We start from the raw sequence: 22947 nt of genomic DNA, 5'->3' as shown, positions 1-22947 counted from the left end.
GATGCTCCATCCGACGGCTCGCGCCGTCCCCTTGCCGGAGCATCGAACTTGTCCCGAACTGAATCTTCGCGCCGGCCTTTCGTGGTCGGCATTGGCGGCACGACGCGGCCCGCCTCATCGACAGAACGCGCGTTGGCGCTCGCGCTGAAAGGCGCACAGGATTCCGGCGCGCGCGTGCAGTTGTTCGGCGGCGCGTTCCTTCACAGCCTCCCGCATTACGCGCCCGAGACGCGCGAACTGACCGACGAACAGCACGAACTCATCGAAGCGGTGCGCGCGGCGGACGCGCTCATCATCGCGACGCCCGGTTATCACGGCGGCATTTCGGGGCTCGTCAAGAATGCGCTCGATACGCTCGAAGAACTGCGGCTCGACGGGCGTCCGTATCTCGATGGCCGCGCGGTCGGCAGCATCGTCACGGCTTACGGCTGGCAGGCGGCGGGCACGGTGCTGACATCGCTGCGCTCGATCGTGCACGCGTTGCGCGGCTGGCCGACGCCGTTCGGCGCCGCCGTCAACACGCTGGAGACGCGCTTCGAAACGACCGATACGTGCTCGGACCCGAAAGTCCTCGAGCAGTTGCGCACGGTCGGACAGCAGGCGTCGAGCTTCGCGCTTGCGTTCGGCGCGCATCGGCAGGACGCGTGGCAGGCGGTGGATGCGCGCGTGGCCGTGACGCACGACTGATCGCGCGGAAACTTTCAAGTAGCGGGATCGCCAGAGTCTGGCGATCCCCATATCACGCGCCCAGATCGCGCCCGGAGAAGAAGCGATCGTCGGGCACGACGTTCAGCGCGATCGTCAGGCGGTTCGCGTAGTTGAAAAACGCCGAGACTTCGAGCACTTCCGTCACGGCTTGCGACGTGAAGCCGATCGATCGCAGACGCTGTAAATCTTCCTCGCGCACGCTCGACGCATTGCGCGTAAGGCGTTCGGCCAGTTCCGCGAGCGCGGCCTCCTTCGCCGTCAGACGCACATGATGAAAGCCCTGCGCGATGCGTTGCGCGCGCACCGTGTCGCCGGTCACTTTCGCGAGCACCTGCGTGTGATTGAACACGCAATAGCTGCAATTATTCGCCGCCGACGTCACCACCGCGATCAGTTCGCGCTCCGCCGCCGTCAGATGGCTGCGATGCGGATCGAACAGATGCTCGTAGAACGTGACGAGCCGATACGCCGTATCAGGATTGATCGCGAGCGCCGCGAGCCAGTTCGGCACGAAGCCGTATTGCCGGCGGAACTTCGCATAGATCTCCGCGACGTGCGGCGGCAGTCGCGTTTCCTCGGGCACGCCGAAGCGCGAAACGGGCTCGCGGTCGGCAATGTCATCGGATGCGTTCAGGGATTCGGCGAGGGCGAGCGTAGACATCGGAATAGACTCCTGCGCTGGTCGTGAAGCGCTCAAGGTAGCGCACCTCCCGATGCTTCGTATGGCTGATTTTTCATAAGCAAATGCGAGCGCACCGGCTGGATAGCAAATCGCAAATCGATATTGGATCGCGCTCGCGCTCGCTGCGCATAATGGCTCGCACTCTCCTTCGCGAGGAACGCGACATGGCAGAAGTCCTTCACGCCGATGCGCAAGTCATCGGCCGTCTCGACGTGCCCGAACACGATGCGCTGGGCGTTGACATCCGCGAGCTCGTCGATCGTCATGGCAACGACAACTGGATTCGAGCGCTCGCGCTGAATCCGGACACGGCGCGACGCTTCGCGCAGTATTTCGAAGGGCTTTTCAGCGCGACGGGCGGCCGCCTGCCGATCGAGGAGCGCGAGCTGATCGCGGTGATCGTGTCGCGCACCAACGGCTGCGGTCTGTGCACGATCCATCACGCGCATGCGCTCGGCGCGGCGCTCGACGATCGCGTGAAGGCACGCCGCATCGCGCTAGATTATCACCTCGCGGATCTGTCGCCGCGCCAGTTCGCGCTCGCGCAGATCGCCGAAACCATCACGACGACTCCGCGCGAGATTACCGCGCAAGACCTCGACCGGCTCCGCGCGCTCGGCCTCTCCGACGCCGACATTCTCGAAGCCATCGAAACGGCGTCGTGGTTCAACCATACCAATCGCATCTTCATCGCGACCGGCGTCGTGCCGGACGAAAAATATTTTTCCGCTCTTGCGTGAAGGAGACCTACGATGAGTGCCGTCCTGCAACCCGTCGTCGCGCCGCCAGCGGCTTTATCGCGATGTCCGCGCGGGTGCGTTTCATCCGCCGAACGCGGATGCGAGTCATGAGGCTATCGGGCAGGCGTGGCTGGGGGTGTTGGGGCAGGTGTAAGTGGCATCACCTGATCTGCACCACCGCATCACGCACATCGATATGGCGCGGAATCACCTTGTCGCGCCAGGCGAGATCGGCGGAGTCCTGTTGCGCCCTGATGACCTCATCGGGAATCGGATAGCTCACGCCCCATTCGAGCCGCGCAATCGCGCGGCTCCAGACGTTCAGCGGCACGCCAGTGTTGCTGGCGAGAAAGCGCGCGGTGTCTTCGGGATGCGCGAGACTGTCGGCGTTCTGCGCGGCGAGTTCGTCGAAGATCAAACGCAACGCGGCGGGGTATCGTTGCGCGAAGCTACGCGTCGAAATATAGAACCCGTACTGCGGCACCGACAGTTTGCCGATGGTGAGAATCGTGCGCGCGCCGGTGGTCAACTCGGTGTCGGCGTAACGCGGATCGGGCACCGCCCACGCATCGACGAAACCGCGCTCGAACGCCGAACGCGCATCGCCATAGGACAGGTAGGTGAACTGCGCGTCATCGGGATTCATGCCCGCGTCCTGCATCGCCTTCAGCACGAAGAGATGCCCTTGCGAGCCCTTCGCGAACGCGATCTTCCTGCCCCTGAGATCGCGTATGTCCCTGACCGGCGAATCCTTCGGCACGACGATGCCATAGCTCGCGCTGAGCTTCGGCGCGGACGCCACGTACACCACCGACGGCGCCGCGCCCGCCTGCGCCATGATCGGCGGCGTCGAGCCGACGGTGCCGAGATCGATGTCGCCCGCATTGATCGCTTCGACGAGCGGCGCGCCATACACGAACTCGTGCCACGAGACCTTTACGTGATGCGCGGCGAGCGCTTTTTCCAGCCGGCCCGAAGCGCGCAACGCGACGAGCCCGTCGCCCTTCTGGATGCCGATACGCACCTGCTCCGGATAGCCTTCGTCGGCAAATGCGGCCGAAGCCAGCGCAAGGCAGCCGGCGACGATCGCCAGCGGTTTCAACACATGTCTGAGCATCAGCGTTGGAAATAAGGATTGGACGGGCGCGCGAGGCCGTAGTGACCGCGCAACGTGTCGTGTTCGTATTCGCGCCGGAACAGGCCACGCTTTTGCAGGATCGGCACGACATGTTCCGCGAACACCTCGAACTGCGCGGGCAGCACAGGCGGCATCAGATTGAAGCCGTCGGCGGCGCGGCTTTCGACCCAGTCGGCGATCACGTCGGCAATGCGCTCGGGCGTGCCGCTCAGCGTGAAGTGGCCGCGCGCCGCCGCAAGCTGTCTCAGCAGGACGCGCAGGGTCGGCCGCTCGCGCGCGACGAGTTGCGTGATGACCGCCGCGCGGCTTTGCGCGGCCTGCACCGTCGACGGGTCCGGAAAGTCGTCGACGGACAACGGCTGGTCGAGCGGCAGCGTCGAGAAGTCGTATCCGCCGAAGCGGGCCGACAGGCGTCCGAGGCCGACGCTGATATCGGTGAGTGAATCGAGTTCGTCGAGCAACGCGTTCGCTTCGGCGTCGGTGGAACCGATCGCCGCGCTCAGTCCGGGCAGGATCACGATGTCGTCCGCCGAACGGCCCTGCGCGATCGCGGCGGCCTTCAGCTCCGCATAGAAAGCGCGCGCCGATTCCTTCGTCAGGTGCGCGGTGAACACGGCCTCGGCATGGCGCGCGGCGAACGCCTTGCCCGCCTCCGACGAACCCGCCTGCACCAATACCGGATGCCCCTGCGGCGGACGCGGCAGATTGAGCGGCCCCGCCACGCGATGAAAACGCCCTTCGTAGCCGATGCGCCGCATCCGCGCGGGATCGAGAAAGCGGCCGCTCGTCGGGTCGTCGATGATGGCGTCGTCGGCCCAGCTATCCCACAACTGCTTCACGACGTCGAGAAATTCGTGCGCGCGCGCATAGCGTTGCGCGTGCTCGATCTGCGCGTCGTAGCCGAAGTTCGGCCCCGCGCCGCCCGACCACGACGTCACGATGTTCCAGCCCACGCGCCCGCCCGAGATGTGATCGAGCGAGGCGAACTGGCGCGCGAGATTGAATGGCTCCGTGTAGGTCGTCGATGCCGTCGCGATGAGCCCGATGCGCTTCGTCGCCTGTGAGAGCGCGGCAAGCGTGGTAACCGGCTCCAGCGCGCCGGACGCGACGAAGCGCGCGCCGTCGCCGAGCGCGAGCACATCGGCGAAGAAGATCGAATCGAACAGGCTTTGTTCGGCCTTGACGGCGAGATCGCGGAAATAGCCGATGTCGGTCAGCGCCTGACGCGTCGCGCCGGCATGACGCCATCCGGCTTCGTGATGACCGCGTCCGTGAACGAAGAGATTGAGGTGCAGGTGTCGGGGCATGAGGGCGCGAAATGTGAGGCCGGCCTGGGCCGGCGAACAGGCGTCTCAGTCTAGTCAAGGGCCGTGCATGCGCTAACGAATGAAGTTTCATATCGATATGAAACGCGCTCCATCGAGGCGCCGAAGCTGGAAAGCTAAGCATAAAAAACCGTTTGTCACGGCCACGCCCGGCAGCCTCTAATAGCAAGCTCTCTTTCGCGATGCCCCACCCGGAATCGACATGTCCGATCTGACTTCCTCACCACCCCGCTATGTCGCTTCGACACCGAGCCGATCCGGTTTGTCGAAGGCCGCGCTCTATCGATGGCTGTCGTGGGTCGTTCCCGCGCTGGTCGTTCTGCTCTGGGAAGCCGCCGCGCGCCTCGGGCTGATCGCGCCGCAAGTGTTGCCCGCGCCAAGCCGTGTCGTCGAAACCGCTTTCGACATGGCCCGCACCGGCGATCTCTTCGTTCACCTCGGCGTTTCGCTGTTGCGCGCCGCGGCGGGCTTCGTGATCGGCGGCGCGCTCGGGCTCGTGCTCGGGATTCTCGTCGGCTTCTCGCCGCTCGCGCAGGCGCTGCTCGACCGCTCGATCCAGATGGTGCGCGCCGTGCCGTTTCTCGCGATGCTGCCACTCGTGATCGTGTGGTTCGGCGTGGGCGAGATCGCGAAGGTCTTTCTGGTTTCGCTCGCCGTGCTGTTTCCGATCTACATCAACACGATGCTCGGCATTCGCCAGATCGATCCGAAGCTGATGGAACTCGCCAAGGTCGTCGGGCTCGGCTGGACCGCGATCGTGCGGCGAATCATCCTGCCGGGCGCAATGCCCTCGATCCTCACGGGCGTGCGCTATGCCCTCGCCCACGCGTGGCTCGCGCTCGTCATCGCCGAAACGCTCGCGACCACCAAGGGCATCGGCTTCCTCGCGATGGACGCGCGCGAATTCCTGAACACGAATGTCATCCTGCTGACCGTGATCATCTACGCGATCATCGGCGTGGCGGCGGATACGCTGGTGCGTCTGCTCGAAGCGCGTTTGCTGTCGTGGCACGCGAACTACGCCAAAGGAGCACGCTGATGGATCAGAGCATCACCGTGTCGCGCGATTCGAACGCACATGTCCGCAACGACGAACCGCCGCTCGCCGTATCCGTGCGCGGTCTCAAACGGCGTTACGGCAGCCGCGTCGTCATCGATGCGCTGGACCTCGATATCCGCCAGGGCGAATTCGTCGCGCTGCTCGGCGAAAGCGGCTGCGGCAAGACCACGCTGCTGCGCGCGCTGGCCGGGCTCGATCAGCCGGACGCCGGCACGATCCGCGCGCCCGAGCGCCCGTCCGTCGTGTTCCAGGAGCATCGGCTGCTGCCGTGGGCGGCGTTATGGGCCAACGTCGCGCTCGGCCATGAATCGACGATCGGCCGTGCGGGCGCGATACGCGCATTGGCCGAAGTCGGACTCGCCGGACGCGAAGACGACTGGCCGCGCAATCTCTCAGGCGGTCAGTCGCAGCGCGTGGCGCTGGCGCGCGCGCTCGTGCGCGATCCCGCGTTGCTGCTGCTCGACGAACCGTTCGCGGCGCTCGACGCGCTCACCCGCATCAAGATGCACGGGCTCGTCAAGGAACTCGTCGCGCTGCACCAGCCGGGCGTGCTGATCGTGACGCATGACGTCGATGAAGCGCTCACGCTCGCCGACAGGATTCTCGTCATGCGCGCCGGACACATCGCCGCTTCCTTCCAACCGAAAGACCACACGCCGCAGACACTGCGGCCCATTCTGCTCGAAGCACTGGGCGTACAGAACAAAACGACAAGGACCATGACCGCATGACCGATTCTTCTTTGACCCGCCGCCAACTTTTGCGCGCGGCGGGCGGCCTGTTGGCCGGCGCTGTTCTTCCCGTTGCGGCTCGCGCAGCCGAGCCGCGCAAGCTGACGCGCAACACCGATGTCGTGCGCATCGGCTGGGGTTACGGCAGTCTGCCGGATATCGCGAAGCAGCGCGGCGTATTCGAGAAAACGCTCGCCGCGAAGGGCATCAGGGTCGAATGGATCGGCCCGTTCCCGAACCACGCGCCGTCGATTCAGGCGGTGGTCGGCGGCAGCGCGGACTTCGGCTTCTGGGGGTCGACCACGCCCGCGCTGGCCGCGATGCTCGCCGGCTCGCCGATCGTCTTCAATGCGTTCGATATCTATTCGCCGCGCTCGACGTCGATCATCGTGAAGAAAGCGAGCGGCATCAATTCGATCGCGGATCTGGCGGGCCGCAAGGTCGCCGTCAATCGTTCAGGGCTGGGCGAATTCCTGCTCATCGCGGCGCTGGAGAAGCACCGCATCGATCGGGATAAGGTTCAGTTCGTCTATCTCAATCCGCCGGATGCCGCGCCCGCGTTCGCGCAGGGCAAGGTCGACGCGTGGTCGATGTGGTCGCCGGGCGTGGACATCGCGCGCTTCTCGAACGATGCGAAGGACATCTTCGTCGAAGGCCGCGACCTCGACTTCCTGATCGACTACAGCTCGCTCGTAACGCGCCGCAAGTTCACCGAAGAGAACTCCGAGCTGATCCGCGCGGTGATCGACGCGTACTACGTCGAGGGCGCGTGGCAGTCGACGCATTCCGTCGAGTCGGAGCAACTCGTGCAGCGGGAAGGCAAATATCCGGATCAGGTGCGCGATTATCTGGCGGGCCTCCGGCGCGTGAACCAGTTTCACGAAGCCGACGACGCCGCGTTTCTCGGCCAGTTCCAGCGCGCGGCCGACTGGCTCGCGGAACGCAAGATCATCAATTCGCGCATCAAGGTCGCGGACTACAGCATCAAGGTTTGACGATGACCGACACGAACACCATCGGAGCGAGGCTGGTCTCGCCGCTGTCCGCGAAGCTCGGCTTCGCCGGGATCATCGCCGATATCGCGGCCACCGCAGCGGCGCGCGAACGCGAACATCGGCTGCCACACGAAGAGATCGCGCAACTCAAGGCGCTCGGCTTCGGCGCGCTGCGTCTGCCTGCCGATGCAGGAGGACACGGCGCGTCGCTTGCCGAACTCTTCGTCGTGGCGCGCGACGTCGCGGCCGCGGATTCGAACATCGCGCATGCGTTTCGCAATCACTTGTGGCAGGTCGAAGCGGCGCTCCGGCAGCGCGATCATCCTTTCCATGCACACGTGCTCGAACTGACCGGCAAGCGGAAGACCGTGGGCTTGAGCTTCACGGAAACCGATGTCGTCGCGGCAGGCGCGCGTCCCGGCAAGGTTCTCACCCGCCTCGAATGGGACGAAATCCGGCAGGCGTATGTCGGCTCGGGCGACAAGATCTATGCGACGGGTAATCTGTATAACGATGCATTCATCGGCGTCGCGGTGGAAAGCCGCGCGGGCAGCATCGTGCAATACGTGCTGGAACGCGGACCGGGCGTCGGCAACAACGACGACTGGCAGGGCTTCGGCCAGCGCCTGACGGGTTCGGGGACCGCAGAGTTCCGCGCTGTCGCCGTACCCGCCGCGCATGTCTATCCGATCGACCCGCCGCGCTCCGGCGACGCGTCGCCGTGGGGCTTCACCTTTCACCAGGTCTATCTGACCAACTGCATCGCGGGCATTACGCGTCGCGTCGCGCTGGATGCCGTGGAAGTCCTTCGCTCACGCGGGCGGAACTTCTATCACGGCGAAGCCACGCATCCCACCGACGAGCCCGTGTTGCAGGCCTTGCTTGGGCGCATCCGCGCCTACGCGGCCAGCGTCGAAGCGAGCGCAGACCGCGCCGTCGCCGCGTTGCAGCGCGCATGGGACGCATACGCCACCGCCGACGAATACGACACCACGCTCGCCGCCACCTTCGCGGCGGCGGAGGCCAAGGTCGTGATCGACGATCTCGCGCCGCAGATCGCAAGCTGGCTGATCGATCTCGGCTCGGGCTCGGTCGTCTCGCGCGTGGGCGCGCTGGACCGGCACTGGCGCAACATCAAGGTGATCGCCTCGCATAACCCGCGGCTCTACAAGGAGCGCCTGCTCGGACAGAACGCGCTCACGGGACAGCTTCCGCCCACGGGCGCGTTCTTCTGATCGCACGCGACGTTCAAGCAGACAGCAGACGGCGCACGCGCGGCGCGACCTCTTCCGCGAAGAGGCGCATGTCGGCTTCGAACGGCTGAAACTGCAGCATGAAGAGTTCGATGCCCGAGCGATGAAAATCCGCGATGCGCCGCGCGACCGTATCGTAGTCGCCGACGAGTCCCGCCGCCGTGCCGCCATTCGACCCGACGCGCGGCGACCGCGCGAAGGTCCGGTGCATCACCGTGGCGGGATCGGTATTGGCCTTTTGCCGTTCGCGCAGCGGCTTGTCCCGCTCGGCCAGCGTGAACAGGTGATCGAGATGCGCGTCGGCCTGCGCCTGCGTCGCGCGCGCGATGACGAACGCCGACAGGCCGAAGCGCAACGCATCGAGTCCAGCCGGGCGCGCACGCGCGGAAACATCGGCGATCAGGCGTGCGACGTCCTCGGGCGGCTGGCCGTTGATGAACCAGGTGTCGCCGTGCGCGGCCACCAGCGCGCGCGCCGGCTCCGACTCGCCGCCCACGTAAATACGCGGACGCGCGCGAAACGGATCGGCCGGCAGCAGCCGATAGCCGTCAATATGGAAATTGTCGCCGCGATGATTCACGGTCTCGCCGCGCAGCAGTTTGTCGACGACCGTGATCCATTCGCGGCCGTAGGCATAGCGCTCGTCGTGTTCCGCGAAGCCGATGCCGGCGCGTTCCAGCTCCGGACGATTCCACGCGTTCACGAGATTGATCGCGAAGCGCCCGCCGCTGATGTGCTCGATCTGCTGCGCCATCTTCGCGAGCACGACCGGGTGATAGAGATAAGGCTTGATCGCCGCGATGATCTCGATGCGCGACGTGAGCGCCGCGAGCGCCGCCGAAGCCGTCCACGCTTCGAGCTGATCGAACGTCGGATCGTGCGGATTGACCGTGTGCTGAGCGACGAGCACCGAGTCGTAGCCGAGACGCTCGGCTTCGAGCACGAGCGCCTTGTTGCGTGCCCAGGAAGCGTCGTAGGGTTCTGCGGGATCTTGCAAGGCGGCGCGGCTGCCGTGCACGAGCGCCCAGACGCCGAAGCGTGGAAGTTTGGATGACATCGCTTTGAGACGCGAAGAACGCGAAATGGCCGTGATGAAGGATGCCCATGCTAACGCCGCATGCGCGCGCGGCCATCCAATTTCTGACGATATGCAACTGCCGAAAACGCATTAAGAACGGCTGCTAAACTCGATGCATCGTCAACTTCGATTCACGAATGACCACGATGCCCGATACCGTCCAGCCGGCCGATCTGAGCTTCTTCTCGACGCTGTCCGCCGCTGGCAGCCTGAGCGCGGCGGCACGGGAACTGGGCCTCACGGCGGCGGCCGTCAGCAAGCGCCTCGCGCAGATGGAATCGCGCGCGGGCGTGGCGCTCGTCAACCGCACGACGCGCCGGATGATGCTCACGCCCGAAGGCGAACTGTATCTCGAACATGCGCGCCGGATTCTCGACGAGATCGATGAACTGTCGGAAATGCTCGGCTCCGCGAAGCAGAGTCCGAAAGGCCTGCTGCGCGTGAATGCGACACTCGGCTTCGGGCGCAGCCACGTCGCGCCGGTGATATCGAAGTTCGTCGCGCACTATCCGCAGGTGTCGGTGCAGCTTCAGTTGTCGGTGACGCCGCCGCCCCTCACCGACGATGCCTTCGATGTCTGCATCCGTTTCGGCGAGCCGCCCGATACGCGCGTGGTCGCGAGGCGGCTGGCCGGCAACCGCCGGCTCTTGTGCGCGGCGCCGGCCTATATCGCGTCGCGCGGCATGCCGCTCACCGCGCACGATCTCGCGCGGCACAACTGCATCGGCATTCGGCAGGGCGACGAAGCGTACGGCGTGTGGCGGCTGACATCCGGCCGTGGGACGTCGCGCAAGACCGAGGCCGTGCGGATCAACGGCACGCTCACCACCAACGACGGTGAAATCGCGGTGAAGTGGGCGCTGGAAGGACACGGCATCCTGATGCGCGCCGAATGGGACCTCAAGCCGTATCTGGCAGACGGTTCGCTCGTTCGCGTGCTGCCCGATCACGAAACCCCGAACGCCGATATCTTCGCGGTCTATTCCCAGCGGCATCAGATGTCGAACCGGATTCGCGCGTTCGTCGACTTCATCGCGCACGAACTCCAGAGCGAATAAGTCCGCTACCAGTTGGAGCTGACCGGCGACGGGCCGTCGGCATGCTGGCCCAGATAAGAGCGCAGATGCTCGACGAAGCACGCCACCTTCGCGGAGAGATTGAGACGCTCGGGATAGACCGCGTAGATATCGGCGGGCGGCGTGTCGTAGTCGGTCAGCACCTGCACCAGCCGGCCGCTGCGAAGATACTTGGCGATGTCCCATTCGGCCCGCATCAGAATGCCGTGGCCTTCGAGCGCCCAGTTGAGCGCCACTTCGCCATCGTTCGTGCTCAGCTTGCCGTGCACCTTGATGGTCTCGGTGCGCCCGCCGCGGCTCAATCGCCAGTTGCCGTAGGCGGCATCATTCTGCCGCAGCACGATGCACTGATGCTGCGTCAGATCGTGCGGATGAGCCGGTGCGCCGGCAGCACGCAAGTAGCCGGGCGAAGAAACCAGCAGCCGCCGATTCGAAGCGATTTTCTTGGCGATCAGGCGCGAGTCCGGCATCTCGCCGAAACGCACGGACACATCGATGCTGTCATCCGGCAGGCTCACGGGCCGGTCGGTGAGATGCAATTGCACTTCGACATCGGGAAAGTCCTGACTGAACACCGAAATCGCCGGTCCGATGTAGGAACGCCCGAATCCCAGCGGCGCGTTGACCCGCAGCAGGCCTTTCGGCGCGGCGCGGCTGCTCGACACGAGCCGTTCCATGTCGTCGATGTCGCTCAGGATGCGCTGGGCATTGGCGAAATAGACCTCGCCCTCGCTCGTCAGGCTGATGCGCCGCGTCGTCCGGTTCAGCAGGCGCACGCCCAGGCGGTCTTCCAGCGCCGAAAGCCGCCGCGACACCGCCGGCGGCGTCAGATTCAGCTCCCGCGCCGTCGACGCGAGGCTGCCCTGCTTCACCAGCAGGCAGAAGAAGCTCAACTCCGAGTCCATGCTCATTCGTGAATTTTTTGCAATGATGAATTAAGTTTAGATCGATTCATACGTGTTTCCATCGGTTTTAACCTTCATTCCAGGCTAGAACGAAGCCGCACAAGACGGCTGACATCCATAGGTCATCGGAAAAAGGAGACATTCCATGGACAAGGATCTGGAAAAACGCACCTTGCGCAAGGTGAGCTGGCGCATCGTGCCGTTCATCATGCTGCTGTACTTCATCGCTTACATCGACCGGGTCAACATCGGCTTCGCGTCCCTCACGATGAAAACGGATCTGGGCTTCACCGCCTCGATTCTCGGCTTCGGCGCCGGCATCTTCTTCTGGGGCTACTTTCTGTTCGAAGTGCCCTCCAACATCATCCTGCACAAGGTCGGCGCGCGCATGTGGATTGCCCGCGTGATGGTCACGTGGGGCATCATTTCCGCGACAATGGCCTTCGTCACGGGACCGACCAGCTTCTATGTCGTGCGCTTTCTGCTCGGCGCGGCGGAGGCCGGATTCTTCCCCGGCATCATCCTGTATCTCAGCTACTGGTTCCCGGCGCGGCACCGAGCGGGCGTGGTGGCGCTCTTCATGGCCGCCGCGCCGATCTCGACCGCGCTCGGCTCGCCGCTTTCCGCCGCGTTGCTCGAAATGAACGGCGTGATGGGACTGCGCGGCTGGCAATGGATGTTCGTTCTCGAAGCCGTGCCCGCGCTCATTCTCGGGGTCGTCGTGTTCTTCTACATGACGGACAAACCCGAAAAGGCCAAGTGGCTCAAGGACGACGAACGCGCGTGGCTCGTCAACGTGATGAACACCGAAACCGCCAACCGGGCCACCGGCGGCAAGCACGGCATCATCAGCGGCCTCGCGAATCCGCGTGTCCTCGCGCTGTCGCTGATCTACTTCGGCACGTCGGCCGGCCTGTACACGCTCGGCATCTGGGCGCCGCAGATCATCAAGCAACTGGGCGTTGCGTCAATGACAGTCGGCCTGCTCAACGCGATTCCGCCCGTCATCTCGGTGATCGCGATGGTGTTCTGGTCGCGCCACTCCGACCGCACCGGCGAGCGCACCTGGCACGTCGTGCTGGCCTGCGTCGCGGCGACGATCGGTCTCGTGATCGCGGCGCTCGCCAATAGCGTCGTCGGGCTGATCGCTGCGCTGACGCTCGTGAATATCGGCATCAGTTGCGCGAAGCCGCCGCTGTGGACCATGCCGACGACCTTCCTGTCCGGCGCGGCGGCCGCCACCGGCATCGCCACCATCAATTCGATCGGCAATCTCGGCGGCTTCGTCGGCCCGGCGATGATCGGCTGGGTGAAGGACCGCACGGGCAGTTTCAGCGGCGGACTCTACTTCGTTGCGGGCCTGCTCGTGCTCTCCGCCGTGCTCACGCTCATGCTGGCCCGTTCGCAGAAAGCGCCCATCACGCCCGGCAACGCGGCCGTGCACTGAAAAAACCAAACGCGTGTACCCCATCTCAATACGTCAAACGTCGTCAGAGGAATGCAACATGGAAAAGGAAGCAGCCATTCAGTCCGTCACGGACACCATGGCGAAATTCACCGCCTATATCGGCAAGCGTCTGCCGAAGGACGTGAAGGCCAAGCTCGCGGAATTGCGCACGATGGAAACGAATCCGCTCGCCAAGTCAATTTACGACTCGATGCACGGCAATCAGGAAGCCGCCGACAAGCTCGACCGTCCGAGCTGTCAGGACACGGGCGTGATCCAGTATTTCGTCGAGTCCGGCGCGAATTTTCCGCTGCTCGGCGAACTGGAGGAAATCCTGCGCGAAGCCACGGCGGGCGCGACCCGCATGGGCCCGCTGCGCCACAACGCCGTCGAAACCTTCGACGAGAAGAACACCGGCACCAACACGGGCACGCAGATTCCGTGGCTCGACTGGCGCATCGTTCCGGAAAAGGATAGCTGCACCATCGACGTCTATATGGCCGGCGGCGGCTGCACGCTGCCCGGCGCGGCCAAGGTGCTGATGCCGGGGCAAGGCTACGAAGGCGTCGCGGAATTCGTCATGGACGTCATCACGGAACGCGGCGTGAACGCGTGCCCGCCGCTGCTCGTCGGCATCGGCGTGTCGACGTCGGTCGAGACCGCAGCGCGCCTCTCCAAGCTGGCGATCCTGCGCCCCGTCGATTCGAAGAGCGACAATCCGCGCGCCGCGCTGATGGAGGAATTGCTGGAGGACGGGCTCAACGAGATCGGCATCGGCCCGCAAGGCCTGAAGGGCAACAACAGCGTGATGGGCGTGAATATCGAATCGTCGGCGCGGCATCCCTCGACCATCGGCGTCGCGGTCAATACGGGCTGCTGGGCGCACCGGCGCGGCAAGATCCGCATCAACGCCGACCTGTCCTATGAAGTGCTTTCCCACGAAGGAGTGGTGCTGTGAAAAAGGTTCTGACGACCCCCATCAAAAGCGAAGACCTCGAAGATCTGAAGGTCGGCGACGTCGTCTATCTGACCGGACGGCTGGTCACGTGCCGCGATGTCGCGCACCGCAGACTGATCGAGCAAGGCCGGAAACTTCCCGTCGATCTCGACGGCGGCGCGATCTTCCACGCGGGACCGATCGTCCGGAAGAAGGACGACGGCAGTTTCGAAATGGTCTCCATCGGACCCACGACCAGCATGCGAATGGAGAAGTTCGAGCGCGAGTTCATCGAGCAGACCGGCGTGAAGCTGATCGTCGGCAAAGGCGGCATGGGGCCCGAGACGGCTGCGGGCTGCATGGAACACAAGGCCGTGCACGCGATCTTTCCGGGCGGATGCGCGGTACTGGCGGCGACGCTTGTCGAGGAAATCGAAGGCGCGGAATGGCAGGATCTGGGCATGCCGGAAACCCTGTGGATCAACCGGGTCAGGGAGTTCGGCCCGCTGATCATTTCCATCGACACCAAGGGCAACAACCTTATTCAGGACAACAAGGCTGTATTCAACGAGAAGAAAAAGCCCATTCTGGACAGGATCAGCCAGGAACTCGGCTTCATCCGTTGAGGGCGTCGCGGCAGGCCAGAACGTTTTTTGGCCTGCCGCGACAGCAGGTTCGGGTTTTCCCGCGCGGGGTTAGCTAACCGGACGCAGATACGTCAGCAGCATGTCGAGATGCATCGCCGCGATGGACGCCTGACGGTCCTGCTCGGCGTAATTACGCCCCGTGAAAATATCAATAGTGAAACGGTTGGACACGATGTAATACCCCATGCCAACCAGCGTCACATAGAAGTCCAGCGGATCGATGCCCTGCCGGAACTGTCCCGACGACATGCCGCGCTCGAGGGTGACGCGCAACAGATCGACCACCGGCGAGATGGTTTCGCGCAAGTGGCTCGAACGCTCCAGATAGCGCCCTTCGTGCAGGTTTTCGTTATTGATGAGGCTCAGCCACTCCGGATTCTCCCGCAAGTGCGTCCAGATGGACTTCGCCAGTTCACGGATGGCGTCGGCCGGTTGCAGGCCGGACAGATCGAGCCCCGCCTCCCGCTCCGCGAACTGCGCGTACATGGCTTCGAGCACCGCGACGTACAGGCCTTCCTTGCTCGCGAAGTAGTAGTAGAGCATGCGCTCGTTCGTGCCGGCCGCCGTGGCGATGGCGTCGACCCGCGCCCCTGCGAGGCCGAGCTTCGTGAACTGCTCGGTGGCGGCCTCCAGAATGCGCCGCCGCGTACCTTCGGGGTCTCGTTTTGCTCGTTGTTCGCTCATGTCTTTGCCGGCTTCGGATGGAATTGCGACGGTCATTTAATCACTCCCATTATGCCGAGCGTCATGGCTCCGAGGATAGACCCGGGTATACGGAATGTGCCGCCTTGACGACGAGAAAATGAAACGCTAGCGAAGCTACAGCCGCCTACGATCTCTGCGCGCTCAAGGATCGCGGGAAAACGCCGTTAACTGCGACACGACGTTCCCGAGCATAACCGACCTGGAGCGCTCAGCCATGAGTCGTAGTCAAATTGTTCCGTTCGCGCGCGCCGAGGCCGATGACAGTTTCATCGGCAACTCGACGGCGTTTCAGCAACTCGTCCGCACGATCGACCGGATCGCGCCGACCGATCACGCCGTGCTCATCTTCGGCCCGACGGGTTCCGGCAAGGAGCTGGTCGCGCGCCGCGTGCACGCCGGCAGCCTGCAGCGCGATCAGCCTTTCGTCGACGTAAACTGCGGCGCGATTCCCGAGCATCTCGTCGAGGCCGAGCTGTTCGGCCACGTCAAGGGCGCGTTCACCGGCGCCGGCGAGACGCGCCAGGGCCTGTTTCAGCAAGTCGGCAAGGGCACGCTGCTGCTCGACGAAATCGGCGAACTGCCGCTCGCATTGCAGCCGAAACTGCTGCGCGTGCTGGAGACGCGCACATTCCGGCCGGTCGGCTCATCGACGAATCTGCGCTTCGAAGGGCGAATCGTCGCGGCGACGCATCGCGATCTGCGCGAGCTGGCGAACGACGGCCGCTTTCGCGAAGACCTTTATTATCGGCTTGCCGTGTTCGTGCTGGCCGTGCCCGGGCTCGAACAGCGTGTCGAGGACATTCCCGCGCTCATCGCCCACTTCGCCGCGCAGCATCCGCGCAAGCTCGAGTTCTCCGCGGCGGCGCTCAGGCAGTTGTGCGCGCATCCGTGGCCGGGGCACATCCGCCAGTTGCGCAATCTCGTCAGCCGCCTGAGCGTGCTCGCGGAAAGCACGCGAATCGACGTCGAAGCGCTCGCACCGCTGCTCGCCAGCGACAAAGTCGAGCCGGTCGCGCGCGTGAGTCTGGCGGACATGCTGCTGCAACTGGAGGGACGGGACAAGCTCGCGGCGGCCGAAGATCTGCTCGTCGACCGCGCGCTCGAACGCACCGGCGGCAACAAGAGCGCCGCGGCGGCGTTGCTGGGCGTGGGGCGCAAGATGGTCGAGCGGCGGCTGAAGGCGCGCGAGCAGTTTCATCTGAAGGCACGCGGCGATCTGGAACGCGCGAACGCGCTCATCGAGGACTCGCGGTTCGCGGAGGCCGTTCCCCTGCTTCGCCGTTGTCTGAACACGCTGCAAGGAAACGGCGATCAGGACGATGTGCGCCGTCTTCAGTTCGACGCTTACCGTCTGCTCGGCATGAGTCTGCGCAGCGTGCATGGCTGGCTGCACGCCGAAGCGACCGCGTGCTATGCGGCGGCGCTGGGCATCGGCGAAGGACTCTGCGATGCGCGCGAAATCGCGATGATCCAGTTCGGCATCTGGACGACGCAACTCACCACGCTGCAACTCAAGCCAGCGCGCGCGACGGCGCAGGACATGCTGCAGCGTGCCCAGAACAGCGGCGATCGCGTCGCGCTCGATGAGGCCCACGTCGCGCTGACCAACACGCTGTTCTGGCTCGGCGACAGCGAAGAGGCGCTCGCCTGCCTCACGCGCGGCAATCTCGCGGGCATCGGGCGGCACGATACGCGCACCGGTTCGCAAGGCATCGATCTGGCGGCGCTGGCCCTGACGCTCGAAGGGCTCTCGGCCTTTCATACGGGCGCCTTCGATCAGGCGCGTCACGCCATGACGATGCTCATCGAACGTGTGTCGGAGGCGGGAGGACATGCGTTTGCTCACGCGGTCAATCTGCAGGGCGCGGCCTGGCTCGCGTGCCTGTTCGACGACATGGACCGGCTCGGCCGCCTCGCGAGCGAACTCGAAGGCATATCGATCACGCATGGCTTCGCTTTCTATCGGGGCGTGGGACAGGTGCTGCGCGGGTGCCATTTGACATCGCTCGATCGTTACGACGAAGCGGAGACCGTCATGCTCGATGGCTTCGACAACCACATGGTCGGCAACGGCGGCGCCCTGTTCTTCTCGTTCAAGGCGTGGCAGCACGGCGAACTGCTGTTGCGCGCCGGTCGCGCCGAAGCCTGCAAGGCCATGATCGCCGATGCGATCGAGGAAACGCTCGCGCGTCAGGAACGCGTCTATATGGGCGAATTGCTCGTCACGCAGGCGCGCGCACACTGGGCGCTCGGCGATCTGAGCGCGGCGGAGTCGGGATTGCGCACCGCGCTATCGACGGCGCTCGCGCTCGGTTCGATGCCCGCACGCATCGACGCTGCGCGCCATCTCGCGTTGCTGCTGCGTACGACGGGCCGTATCGGCGAGAGCATCGACACGCTCGAGCGCGGACTGCGCACGCTCGCGCCCGGCGCCACGCCCCGCGTGGATGCAGCGATGGATCTGCTGGCTGAGCTTCGGCAGGAAGCGTGCTCGCGCATGACGGGGACGTGATATGGACGGAATCGTCCACATCGGTTCGATGGTGCGGACGCAACAGTCCACTTTTGCGCATTTCGTTACTGCGATTGAGTACCGTCCTGCACTGCGCGCAGTCTCTGGCACAGCGATTGCTCACTTCCACGCGATGTCGAGAGGGCCGTTCGGTCTACCTTCAAACCTATTCGCTTCGGATGCGCGCATTCGTCTGGGACCATGCTTCAATTCATCATCGAAAAAGATCTTCTGCATCTCGAACGAATCGTTCAGCAGGCTTCCGACGGCACGTTTCCGTTCACGTACTGGCATGCGCGCATCGATGCGCTCAGAACGCCGACGATGACGCCGCCGATCACGCGTCGCATCGACCGGCTCAAGGATGTGTTGTCGGCGCTCGAGGCGCGCATGCGATAAGGACCAGTGCGCCCAGCAGGAGCACGCCCGTCACCAGATAGAGTCCCGACGTGAGTGAGCCCGTCGCGGTCTTGAGCCAGCCCATCGCGAACGGACTGGCGAAGCCGCCCACCAGGCCGAGGCTGTTGATGAACGCGATCGCGACCGCAGCCGACGGAGTCCCCGAGAAGTAATCGGTCGCGATCGACCAGAACAATGGCATCGTGGCGAAGATGCCGGTCGCGGCCACGGTGAGCAGGACGATGGTCACCGATACGTCCTTGGGCGCATGAGGCAGCAACGCAAGCGCGAGCGCACCGGCCATCGCGGCGAGCGACGTGTGCCACCGCCGTTCCATCGTCCGGTCCGAATTGCGGCACAGCCAGACCATGCCTCCCGCGCTGATCCCATATGGAATCGCGGAATACCAGCCGATGCGCGCGACATCGGTTACGCCGCTCGATTTGAGCACGGTCGGCAGCCAGAAACTCACGGCGTATGTTCCGCAGATGAAGGCGAAATAGGCGAACGCCATGGCGTACAGCCGCGGGCTCGTCATCGCCGTGCGCAAGCTGGAGTCGGCCCGGGAAACATTCCTTTCCGACTCGGTCATTAACGCATGGCTCAGCCGTTCGCGCTCGTCGGAGGTGAGCCACTTCGCTTTCTTCGCGTTGTCATCGAGATAGGCGATGGCGACGATCCCGAGCAGCACCGCTGGCGCCGCCTCGATGATGTAGAGCCATTGCCAGCCCGCCATGCCGAGGCCGCTGACACTCGACATCGCCCAGCCGGACACCGGTCCGCCGAAGAGGCCGGCGATCGGGATGCCCGTCATGAAAATGCCGAGCATGTGACCGCGCCGCGACTCCGGAAACCAGCAGCCGATGTAGTAGACGACGCCCGGAAAGAAACCCGCTTCGAACACGCCGAGGAGAAATCGAAGAACATAGAATTCGGTGGGACTCGACACGCGTGCCATCAGACATCCCACGATGCCCCAGCAAATCATGATTCGCGCGATCGTCTTCTTCGCGCCGAAGCGTTCGAGAATCATGTTGCTCGGCACTTCGAACAGAAAGTATCCGATGAAGAAGATGCCCGCGCCCAGTCCATACACCGTGTCGCTGAAACCGAGCGCTTCCTGCATCTGCAGTTTGGCAAAGCCGACGTTGATGCGGTCGAGATAGGCCACCACATAGCAAATGAATAATAGCGGAATGAGCCGCCACGCGACTTTTCTGTATAGCCGGGATTGAGCTTGCGCCTCCGATGTGTCGCCAATCAGATCGCTTGCGAGCGGCTGAATCTTTCTGTACATGTCTTCTCCCTGCATTGCGGGCTTATGGTGTTTTCAGATGGCCTGGCGTGAATCACACAGACCAGACTTCGCCCAGCAGGCGAAGCCAGTTTTCGCCAAGCACTTTCTCGATGACACGCTCCGGAATATCTGCGGATTGCATCGCGCGGGTGAGGTTCGGGAATTCGCCGATCGTCCTCAAACCGAGCGGATTCAAAACCGTTCCGAAGTCGGTCAGCTTCCGGTAAGCGCCTTTGTCGTGGCTGATCCAGTCGTAGAAGCCTTTGTCGTAGCCCTGAGTGAAGTCGGTTCCGATGCCGACGGCATCCTCACCTACGACATTGATCACGTATCGAATCGCCTCGACGTAGTCTTCGATCGTCGAATTCGGACCGTTTTTCAGGAATGGCGAGAACATGGTCACACCGACGAATCCGCCGTGGTCGGCGATGAAACGCAATTCTTCATCGGACTTGTTGCGCGGATGTTCTTTCAGTCCGGATGGAAGGCAGTGGGAATAGCAGACCGGCTTTTTCGATGCCAGAATCGCTTCTCGCGACGTGTTCGGCCCCACGTGCGAGAGGTCGACCAGAATGCCGACACGATTCATTTCCTCGACGATCTCGTGTCCGAAGCCCGATAACCCGCCGTCACGCTCATAACAACCCGTGCCGATGAGGTTCTGAGTGTTATAGGCGAGTTGCGAGATTCCCACGCCGAGTTCCTTGAAGATTCCGACATACTCGACGCGATCCTCGAACGCATGACTGTTCTGGAACCCGAGAATGATCGCCGTCTTCCCTGAGCGCTTCGCGGCGCGAATGTCGTCTACGGACCGCGCAAGCGTCACCAGTTCGCTGCTCGCGGCGACCAGCTTCTTCATCTCGATGATGTTGTCGACCGTACCAAGAAAGCCTTCCCAGATGGATACCGTGCAGTTCGCGGCCGTCAGTCCGCCGCGGCTCATGTCCTCGAAGATCGATCGGTCCCATCTGGAAACGATGAGACCGTCCATCACGATGCAACGCTCGTGCAGTGTCATTGCTCTCCCCTCTTTTCGACTGGCTGTCCGTGTGAGAGCAATGTATGCTTGTCAATTACATAGGTCTATACGTATCGGTTACCTAGGTAAATGTCCACGCCAGCGCCGCCGCTCGACTACGAAGATGTCTTCCTGAAGCTGCCGACTGCGGTCATCGTTGCGCGTGAGCGCGTCATGGTCGACTGCAACGACAGGGCACTCGCCCTCTTTCGGGCCACACGAAGCGACATCGTGAATCAATCGTTCGCTGTCCTCTATCCCGAGCAGAAGGATTTCGCGAGCACGGGTCGCCGGATCGCCCCATTGATCGCGAAACGCGCGGTGTTCAGCGACGACCGCATCATGCGGCGTATCGACGGCAGTCATTTCTGGGTGACGGTATGCGGATTCGGCTTCAATCCGAAACGCCCCTATGAGCTGGCTCTGTGGACTTTCACGGATCTCTCGAAGCAGGAGAAGCAATCGGACGTCGCGAGTCTGCTGACCGAGCGCGAACGCGACGTCGCTGCTCTGGTCGTGCACGGGATGACGAGCAAGGAGATCGGGAGAGAACTCGACATCAGCCCGCGCACAGTCGACATCCATCGGGCAAGTCTCTTGCGAAAATACGAAGTGAAAACCACCACTGACTTGATCAAGCAACTTCTCGCCTGACAATTTCGCGCCATCGAACCTGCCATGACATCGGAAAACCGACGACTCGATCAAGCCCGCCGCCTGCTCGCCCTCGCCCAGACAGGCCTGCACTACACCACCGCCGTGTTCGACAAGGAACGCTACGAAGAAATCGCGGCAATCGCCCACGAGCAGCTCGCCGATCTCGCGTCGATGGAAACGGCCGCGCTCGCCGAGCTATTCGCATTCGAAACGGGCTACGCCAATCCCAAGCTCGACGTCAGATGCGCCGTGTTCAACGAAGCCGGACACATACTGCTCGTGCGCGAGGCCGCCGATGGTTTGTGGTCCCTGCCCGGCGGCTGGGCCGACGTCGGAGCGTCTCCGGCGGAAAACGCAGCCAGGGAAGTCCGCGAGGAAAGCGGCTATACCGTCGAGATCGTGCGGCTGCTCGCCGCGTGGGACATGGCGAAGCATCGACATCCGCCGTCGGTCTTTCACATCTGGAAGCTCGTTTTTCTCGGCGAGATTCGTCAGAGTGGCGCGACGGTCGGCACGGAAACCGATGCCGTCGGTTTCTTCAGTCCCGATGATCTTCCCGCGCTGTCGCTCGGCCGGATCATGCCCGAGCAGATCCGGCGCCTGGACGAACTCCGACACGGCAGCACCGTGGACTTCGACTGAGACCCCGCCGCCCGACCGGTGGTAATCTGTGTGGCGATTCGCCGATTGCTTCGCGAGGAGGACCTCATGCCGGCCCGCTCGATCGCCTCACTGTCGTTGTCCTTCGGACTCGTCTCGATTCCCGTCAAGCTCTACTCCGCGACGGAAAGCGCGTCGGACGTCCGCTTCAATCTGCTCGCCCCCGATGGCGCGCGCGTCAAGCAGCAGTACGTCTCGGACTCGACAGGCGAGGTCGTCGAGCGTTCGTCCATGAAAAAGGGCTACGAGTTCGAGAAAGGCCGCTATGTCGTCTTCACCGGCGATGAACTCAAGGCGCTGGAGGAAGGCGCGAGCCACGTCGTCGAAATCGTCTCGTTCGTCCCCGAGAAGTCGGTCGATCCGATCTTCTACGACAAAGCCTATTTCATCGCGCCCGACAAGCGCGGCGGCAAGCCATACAGCCTGCTGCAACAGGCCCTGGCGCAAAGCGGACGATGCGCACTCGCCAAATGGTCCTACAAGGGCAAGACGAGAATCGTGCAGGTGCGTCCCGCCGAAGACGGCATGGTCTTCCAGCAACTGCTGTTCGCCGATGAAGTGCGCTCGCTCAAGGATCTGAACATCGAACAGGCGCCGGTTTCGGCGGCGGAGCTGAAACTCGCGCTCCAGATCATCGAACAGGGCACCGAGGACGCCTACGACGCGTCCGCCTACGAAGATGAGGAAAAGAAACGCGTCCTCGCCGCCATCGACCGGAAGATCGAGGGCAAGGAAATCATTTCTCCCGAAGCCGAAGAACCCGCGAGCGGCGGCGAAGTCATCGATCTGATGGACGCGTTGCGCGCGAGCCTCGGCAAGTCCAACGGCAAAGCCAAGGCCACCGCGCCGGCGAAGCGCAAGACCACCGCGCAAACGGAAGAAGTCATCGACGTGCCGAAAGTCAGAAAGCCCGCCGCGCGCGCGCCGAAGGTGCCGGTCGAAGCGCCGGCCAGAACGCGTGCCCGCAAGTGACA

The 22947-nt window shown here is 63.7% G+C and carries 24 protein-coding genes; 16 read left to right on the top strand and 8 right to left on the bottom strand.

Annotation, left to right across the window (positions count from 1 at the left end; genetic code table 11):
* Window positions 1-48 precede the first annotated feature (48 nt).
* A complete protein-coding gene (locus NK8_RS39400) occupies window positions 49-687 on the top strand; it encodes an NADPH-dependent FMN reductase (RefSeq protein ID WP_213234084.1) in 639 nt (212 codons plus the stop codon).
* A 52-nt stretch (window positions 688-739) separates the two neighbouring features.
* Here NK8_RS39400 and NK8_RS39395 read toward each other — a convergent pair whose 3' ends face one another.
* Window positions 740-1369: a peroxidase-related enzyme gene (locus NK8_RS39395; protein ID WP_213234083.1), complete on the bottom strand. Its 630-nt coding sequence runs from the start codon at window positions 1367-1369 to the stop codon at window positions 740-742.
* A gap of 185 nt (window positions 1370-1554) precedes the next feature.
* Here NK8_RS39395 and NK8_RS39390 point away from each other — a divergent pair, with 185 nt between their 5' ends.
* On the top strand, window positions 1555-2130 hold the full coding sequence (locus NK8_RS39390; protein ID WP_213234082.1) for a peroxidase-related enzyme: 576 nt from the start codon (window positions 1555-1557) through the stop codon (window positions 2128-2130).
* Window positions 2131-2146: 16 nt separating this feature from the next.
* Window positions 2147-2284 carry a hypothetical protein gene (locus NK8_RS39385; protein ID WP_213234540.1) on the top strand — a complete coding sequence of 46 codons (138 nt, stop codon included), beginning with the start codon at window positions 2147-2149 and terminating at the stop codon, window positions 2282-2284.
* A gap of 6 nt (window positions 2285-2290) precedes the next feature.
* Here NK8_RS39385 and NK8_RS39380 read toward each other — a convergent pair whose 3' ends face one another.
* A complete protein-coding gene (locus NK8_RS39380; RefSeq protein ID WP_225936649.1) occupies window positions 2291-3235 on the bottom strand; it encodes an aliphatic sulfonate ABC transporter substrate-binding protein in 945 nt (314 codons plus the stop codon).
* An 11-nt stretch (window positions 3236-3246) separates the two neighbouring features.
* A complete protein-coding gene (locus tag NK8_RS39375; protein WP_213234080.1) occupies window positions 3247-4575 on the bottom strand; it encodes an LLM class flavin-dependent oxidoreductase in 1329 nt (442 codons plus the stop codon).
* A 220-nt stretch (window positions 4576-4795) separates the two neighbouring features.
* Here NK8_RS39375 and NK8_RS39370 point away from each other — a divergent pair, with 220 nt between their 5' ends.
* Genes NK8_RS39370 through NK8_RS39355 form a run of 4 tightly spaced genes read left to right on the top strand, consistent with a single transcriptional unit; the run spans window position 4796 to window position 8614 of the window.
* Window positions 4796-5632, top strand: coding sequence for an ABC transporter permease subunit (locus tag NK8_RS39370; protein ID WP_213234079.1), 837 nt, complete (start codon window positions 4796-4798; stop codon window positions 5630-5632).
* On the top strand, window positions 5632-6384 hold the full coding sequence (locus NK8_RS39365) for an ABC transporter ATP-binding protein (RefSeq protein ID WP_213234078.1): 753 nt from the start codon (window positions 5632-5634) through the stop codon (window positions 6382-6384). The genes NK8_RS39370 and NK8_RS39365 overlap by 1 nt, the downstream gene beginning before the upstream one ends.
* Window positions 6381-7379 (top strand): ABC transporter substrate-binding protein, encoded by a 999-nt coding sequence (locus NK8_RS39360; RefSeq protein WP_162069631.1) that lies wholly within the window; start codon window positions 6381-6383, stop codon window positions 7377-7379. The genes NK8_RS39365 and NK8_RS39360 overlap by 4 nt, the downstream gene beginning before the upstream one ends.
* Before the next feature lie 2 nt (window positions 7380-7381).
* Window positions 7382-8614: an acyl-CoA dehydrogenase family protein gene (locus tag NK8_RS39355; protein WP_213234077.1), complete on the top strand. Its 1233-nt coding sequence runs from the start codon at window positions 7382-7384 to the stop codon at window positions 8612-8614.
* A 13-nt stretch (window positions 8615-8627) separates the two neighbouring features.
* On the opposite strand, the gene NK8_RS39350 is transcribed toward NK8_RS39355, so the two are convergent.
* Entirely contained in the window at window positions 8628-9689 is a 1062-nt protein-coding gene (locus NK8_RS39350) for an LLM class flavin-dependent oxidoreductase (protein WP_213234076.1), read from the bottom strand.
* Window positions 9690-9856: 167 nt separating this feature from the next.
* Here NK8_RS39350 and NK8_RS39345 point away from each other — a divergent pair, with 167 nt between their 5' ends.
* Window positions 9857-10768 (top strand): LysR substrate-binding domain-containing protein, encoded by a 912-nt coding sequence (locus tag NK8_RS39345; RefSeq protein WP_213234528.1) that lies wholly within the window; start codon window positions 9857-9859, stop codon window positions 10766-10768.
* A gap of 5 nt (window positions 10769-10773) precedes the next feature.
* Here NK8_RS39345 and NK8_RS39340 read toward each other — a convergent pair whose 3' ends face one another.
* The gene (locus NK8_RS39340) at window positions 10774-11697 is read right to left on the bottom strand and encodes a LysR family transcriptional regulator (RefSeq protein WP_213234075.1); all 924 of its coding nucleotides are present in this window, start codon (window positions 11695-11697) and stop codon (window positions 10774-10776) included.
* Between the two features lie 139 nt (window positions 11698-11836).
* Here NK8_RS39340 and NK8_RS39335 point away from each other — a divergent pair, with 139 nt between their 5' ends.
* Genes NK8_RS39335 through ttdB form a run of 3 tightly spaced genes read left to right on the top strand, consistent with a single transcriptional unit; the run spans window position 11837 to window position 14701 of the window.
* Window positions 11837-13138 carry an MFS transporter gene (locus NK8_RS39335; RefSeq protein ID WP_213234074.1) on the top strand — a complete coding sequence of 434 codons (1302 nt, stop codon included), beginning with the start codon at window positions 11837-11839 and terminating at the stop codon, window positions 13136-13138.
* A gap of 58 nt (window positions 13139-13196) precedes the next feature.
* Window positions 13197-14096: a L(+)-tartrate dehydratase subunit alpha gene (ttdA, locus tag NK8_RS39330; RefSeq protein WP_061177926.1), complete on the top strand. Its 900-nt coding sequence runs from the start codon at window positions 13197-13199 to the stop codon at window positions 14094-14096.
* Window positions 14093-14701: a L(+)-tartrate dehydratase subunit beta gene (gene ttdB / locus NK8_RS39325; RefSeq protein WP_213234073.1), complete on the top strand. Its 609-nt coding sequence runs from the start codon at window positions 14093-14095 to the stop codon at window positions 14699-14701. The genes ttdA and ttdB overlap by 4 nt, the downstream gene beginning before the upstream one ends.
* Window positions 14702-14770: 69 nt before the next feature.
* Here the strand turns inward: ttdB and NK8_RS39320 are convergent, their stop codons facing one another.
* Window positions 14771-15406 carry a TetR/AcrR family transcriptional regulator gene (locus tag NK8_RS39320; protein WP_213234527.1) on the bottom strand — a complete coding sequence of 212 codons (636 nt, stop codon included), beginning with the start codon at window positions 15404-15406 and terminating at the stop codon, window positions 14771-14773.
* Window positions 15407-15641: 235 nt separating this feature from the next.
* Between NK8_RS39320 and NK8_RS39315 the strand changes: the two genes are divergently transcribed.
* Both NK8_RS39315 and NK8_RS39310 read left to right on the top strand, forming a co-directional pair.
* Entirely contained in the window at window positions 15642-17939 is a 2298-nt protein-coding gene (locus NK8_RS39315; protein WP_213234072.1) for a sigma-54 dependent transcriptional regulator, read from the top strand.
* A 201-nt stretch (window positions 17940-18140) separates the two neighbouring features.
* Window positions 18141-18338 (top strand): hypothetical protein, encoded by a 198-nt coding sequence (locus NK8_RS39310; protein WP_162069623.1) that lies wholly within the window; start codon window positions 18141-18143, stop codon window positions 18336-18338.
* On the opposite strand, the gene NK8_RS39305 is transcribed toward NK8_RS39310, so the two are convergent.
* On the bottom strand, window positions 18298-19635 hold the full coding sequence (locus NK8_RS39305; RefSeq protein WP_213234071.1) for an MFS transporter: 1338 nt from the start codon (window positions 19633-19635) through the stop codon (window positions 18298-18300). The genes NK8_RS39310 and NK8_RS39305 overlap by 41 nt on opposite strands.
* Before the next feature lie 52 nt (window positions 19636-19687).
* The gene (locus tag NK8_RS39300) at window positions 19688-20656 is read right to left on the bottom strand and encodes a dipeptidase (protein WP_213234070.1); all 969 of its coding nucleotides are present in this window, start codon (window positions 20654-20656) and stop codon (window positions 19688-19690) included.
* Between the two features lie 90 nt (window positions 20657-20746).
* Between NK8_RS39300 and NK8_RS39295 the strand changes: the two genes are divergently transcribed.
* From NK8_RS39295 to NK8_RS39285, 3 genes are all read left to right on the top strand, one after another.
* Complete coding sequence (locus NK8_RS39295) at window positions 20747-21310, top strand: PAS and helix-turn-helix domain-containing protein (RefSeq protein ID WP_061177931.1); 564 nt, start codon at window positions 20747-20749, stop codon at window positions 21308-21310.
* 24 nt (window positions 21311-21334) lie between these two features.
* Window positions 21335-21955 (top strand): NUDIX hydrolase, encoded by a 621-nt coding sequence (locus tag NK8_RS39290; RefSeq protein ID WP_213234069.1) that lies wholly within the window; start codon window positions 21335-21337, stop codon window positions 21953-21955.
* A 66-nt stretch (window positions 21956-22021) separates the two neighbouring features.
* Window positions 22022-22945 (top strand): Ku protein, encoded by a 924-nt coding sequence (locus NK8_RS39285; protein ID WP_213234068.1) that lies wholly within the window; start codon window positions 22022-22024, stop codon window positions 22943-22945.
* Window positions 22946-22947 lie beyond the last annotated feature (2 nt).

Origin of the sequence: Caballeronia sp. NK8, from assembly GCF_018408855.1 — a bacterium.
Classification (GTDB): Bacteria; Pseudomonadota; Gammaproteobacteria; order Burkholderiales; family Burkholderiaceae; genus Caballeronia.
The sequence above is the reverse complement of the archived record's forward strand: the minus strand, read 5'-3'. Positions and strand labels throughout refer to the sequence as shown.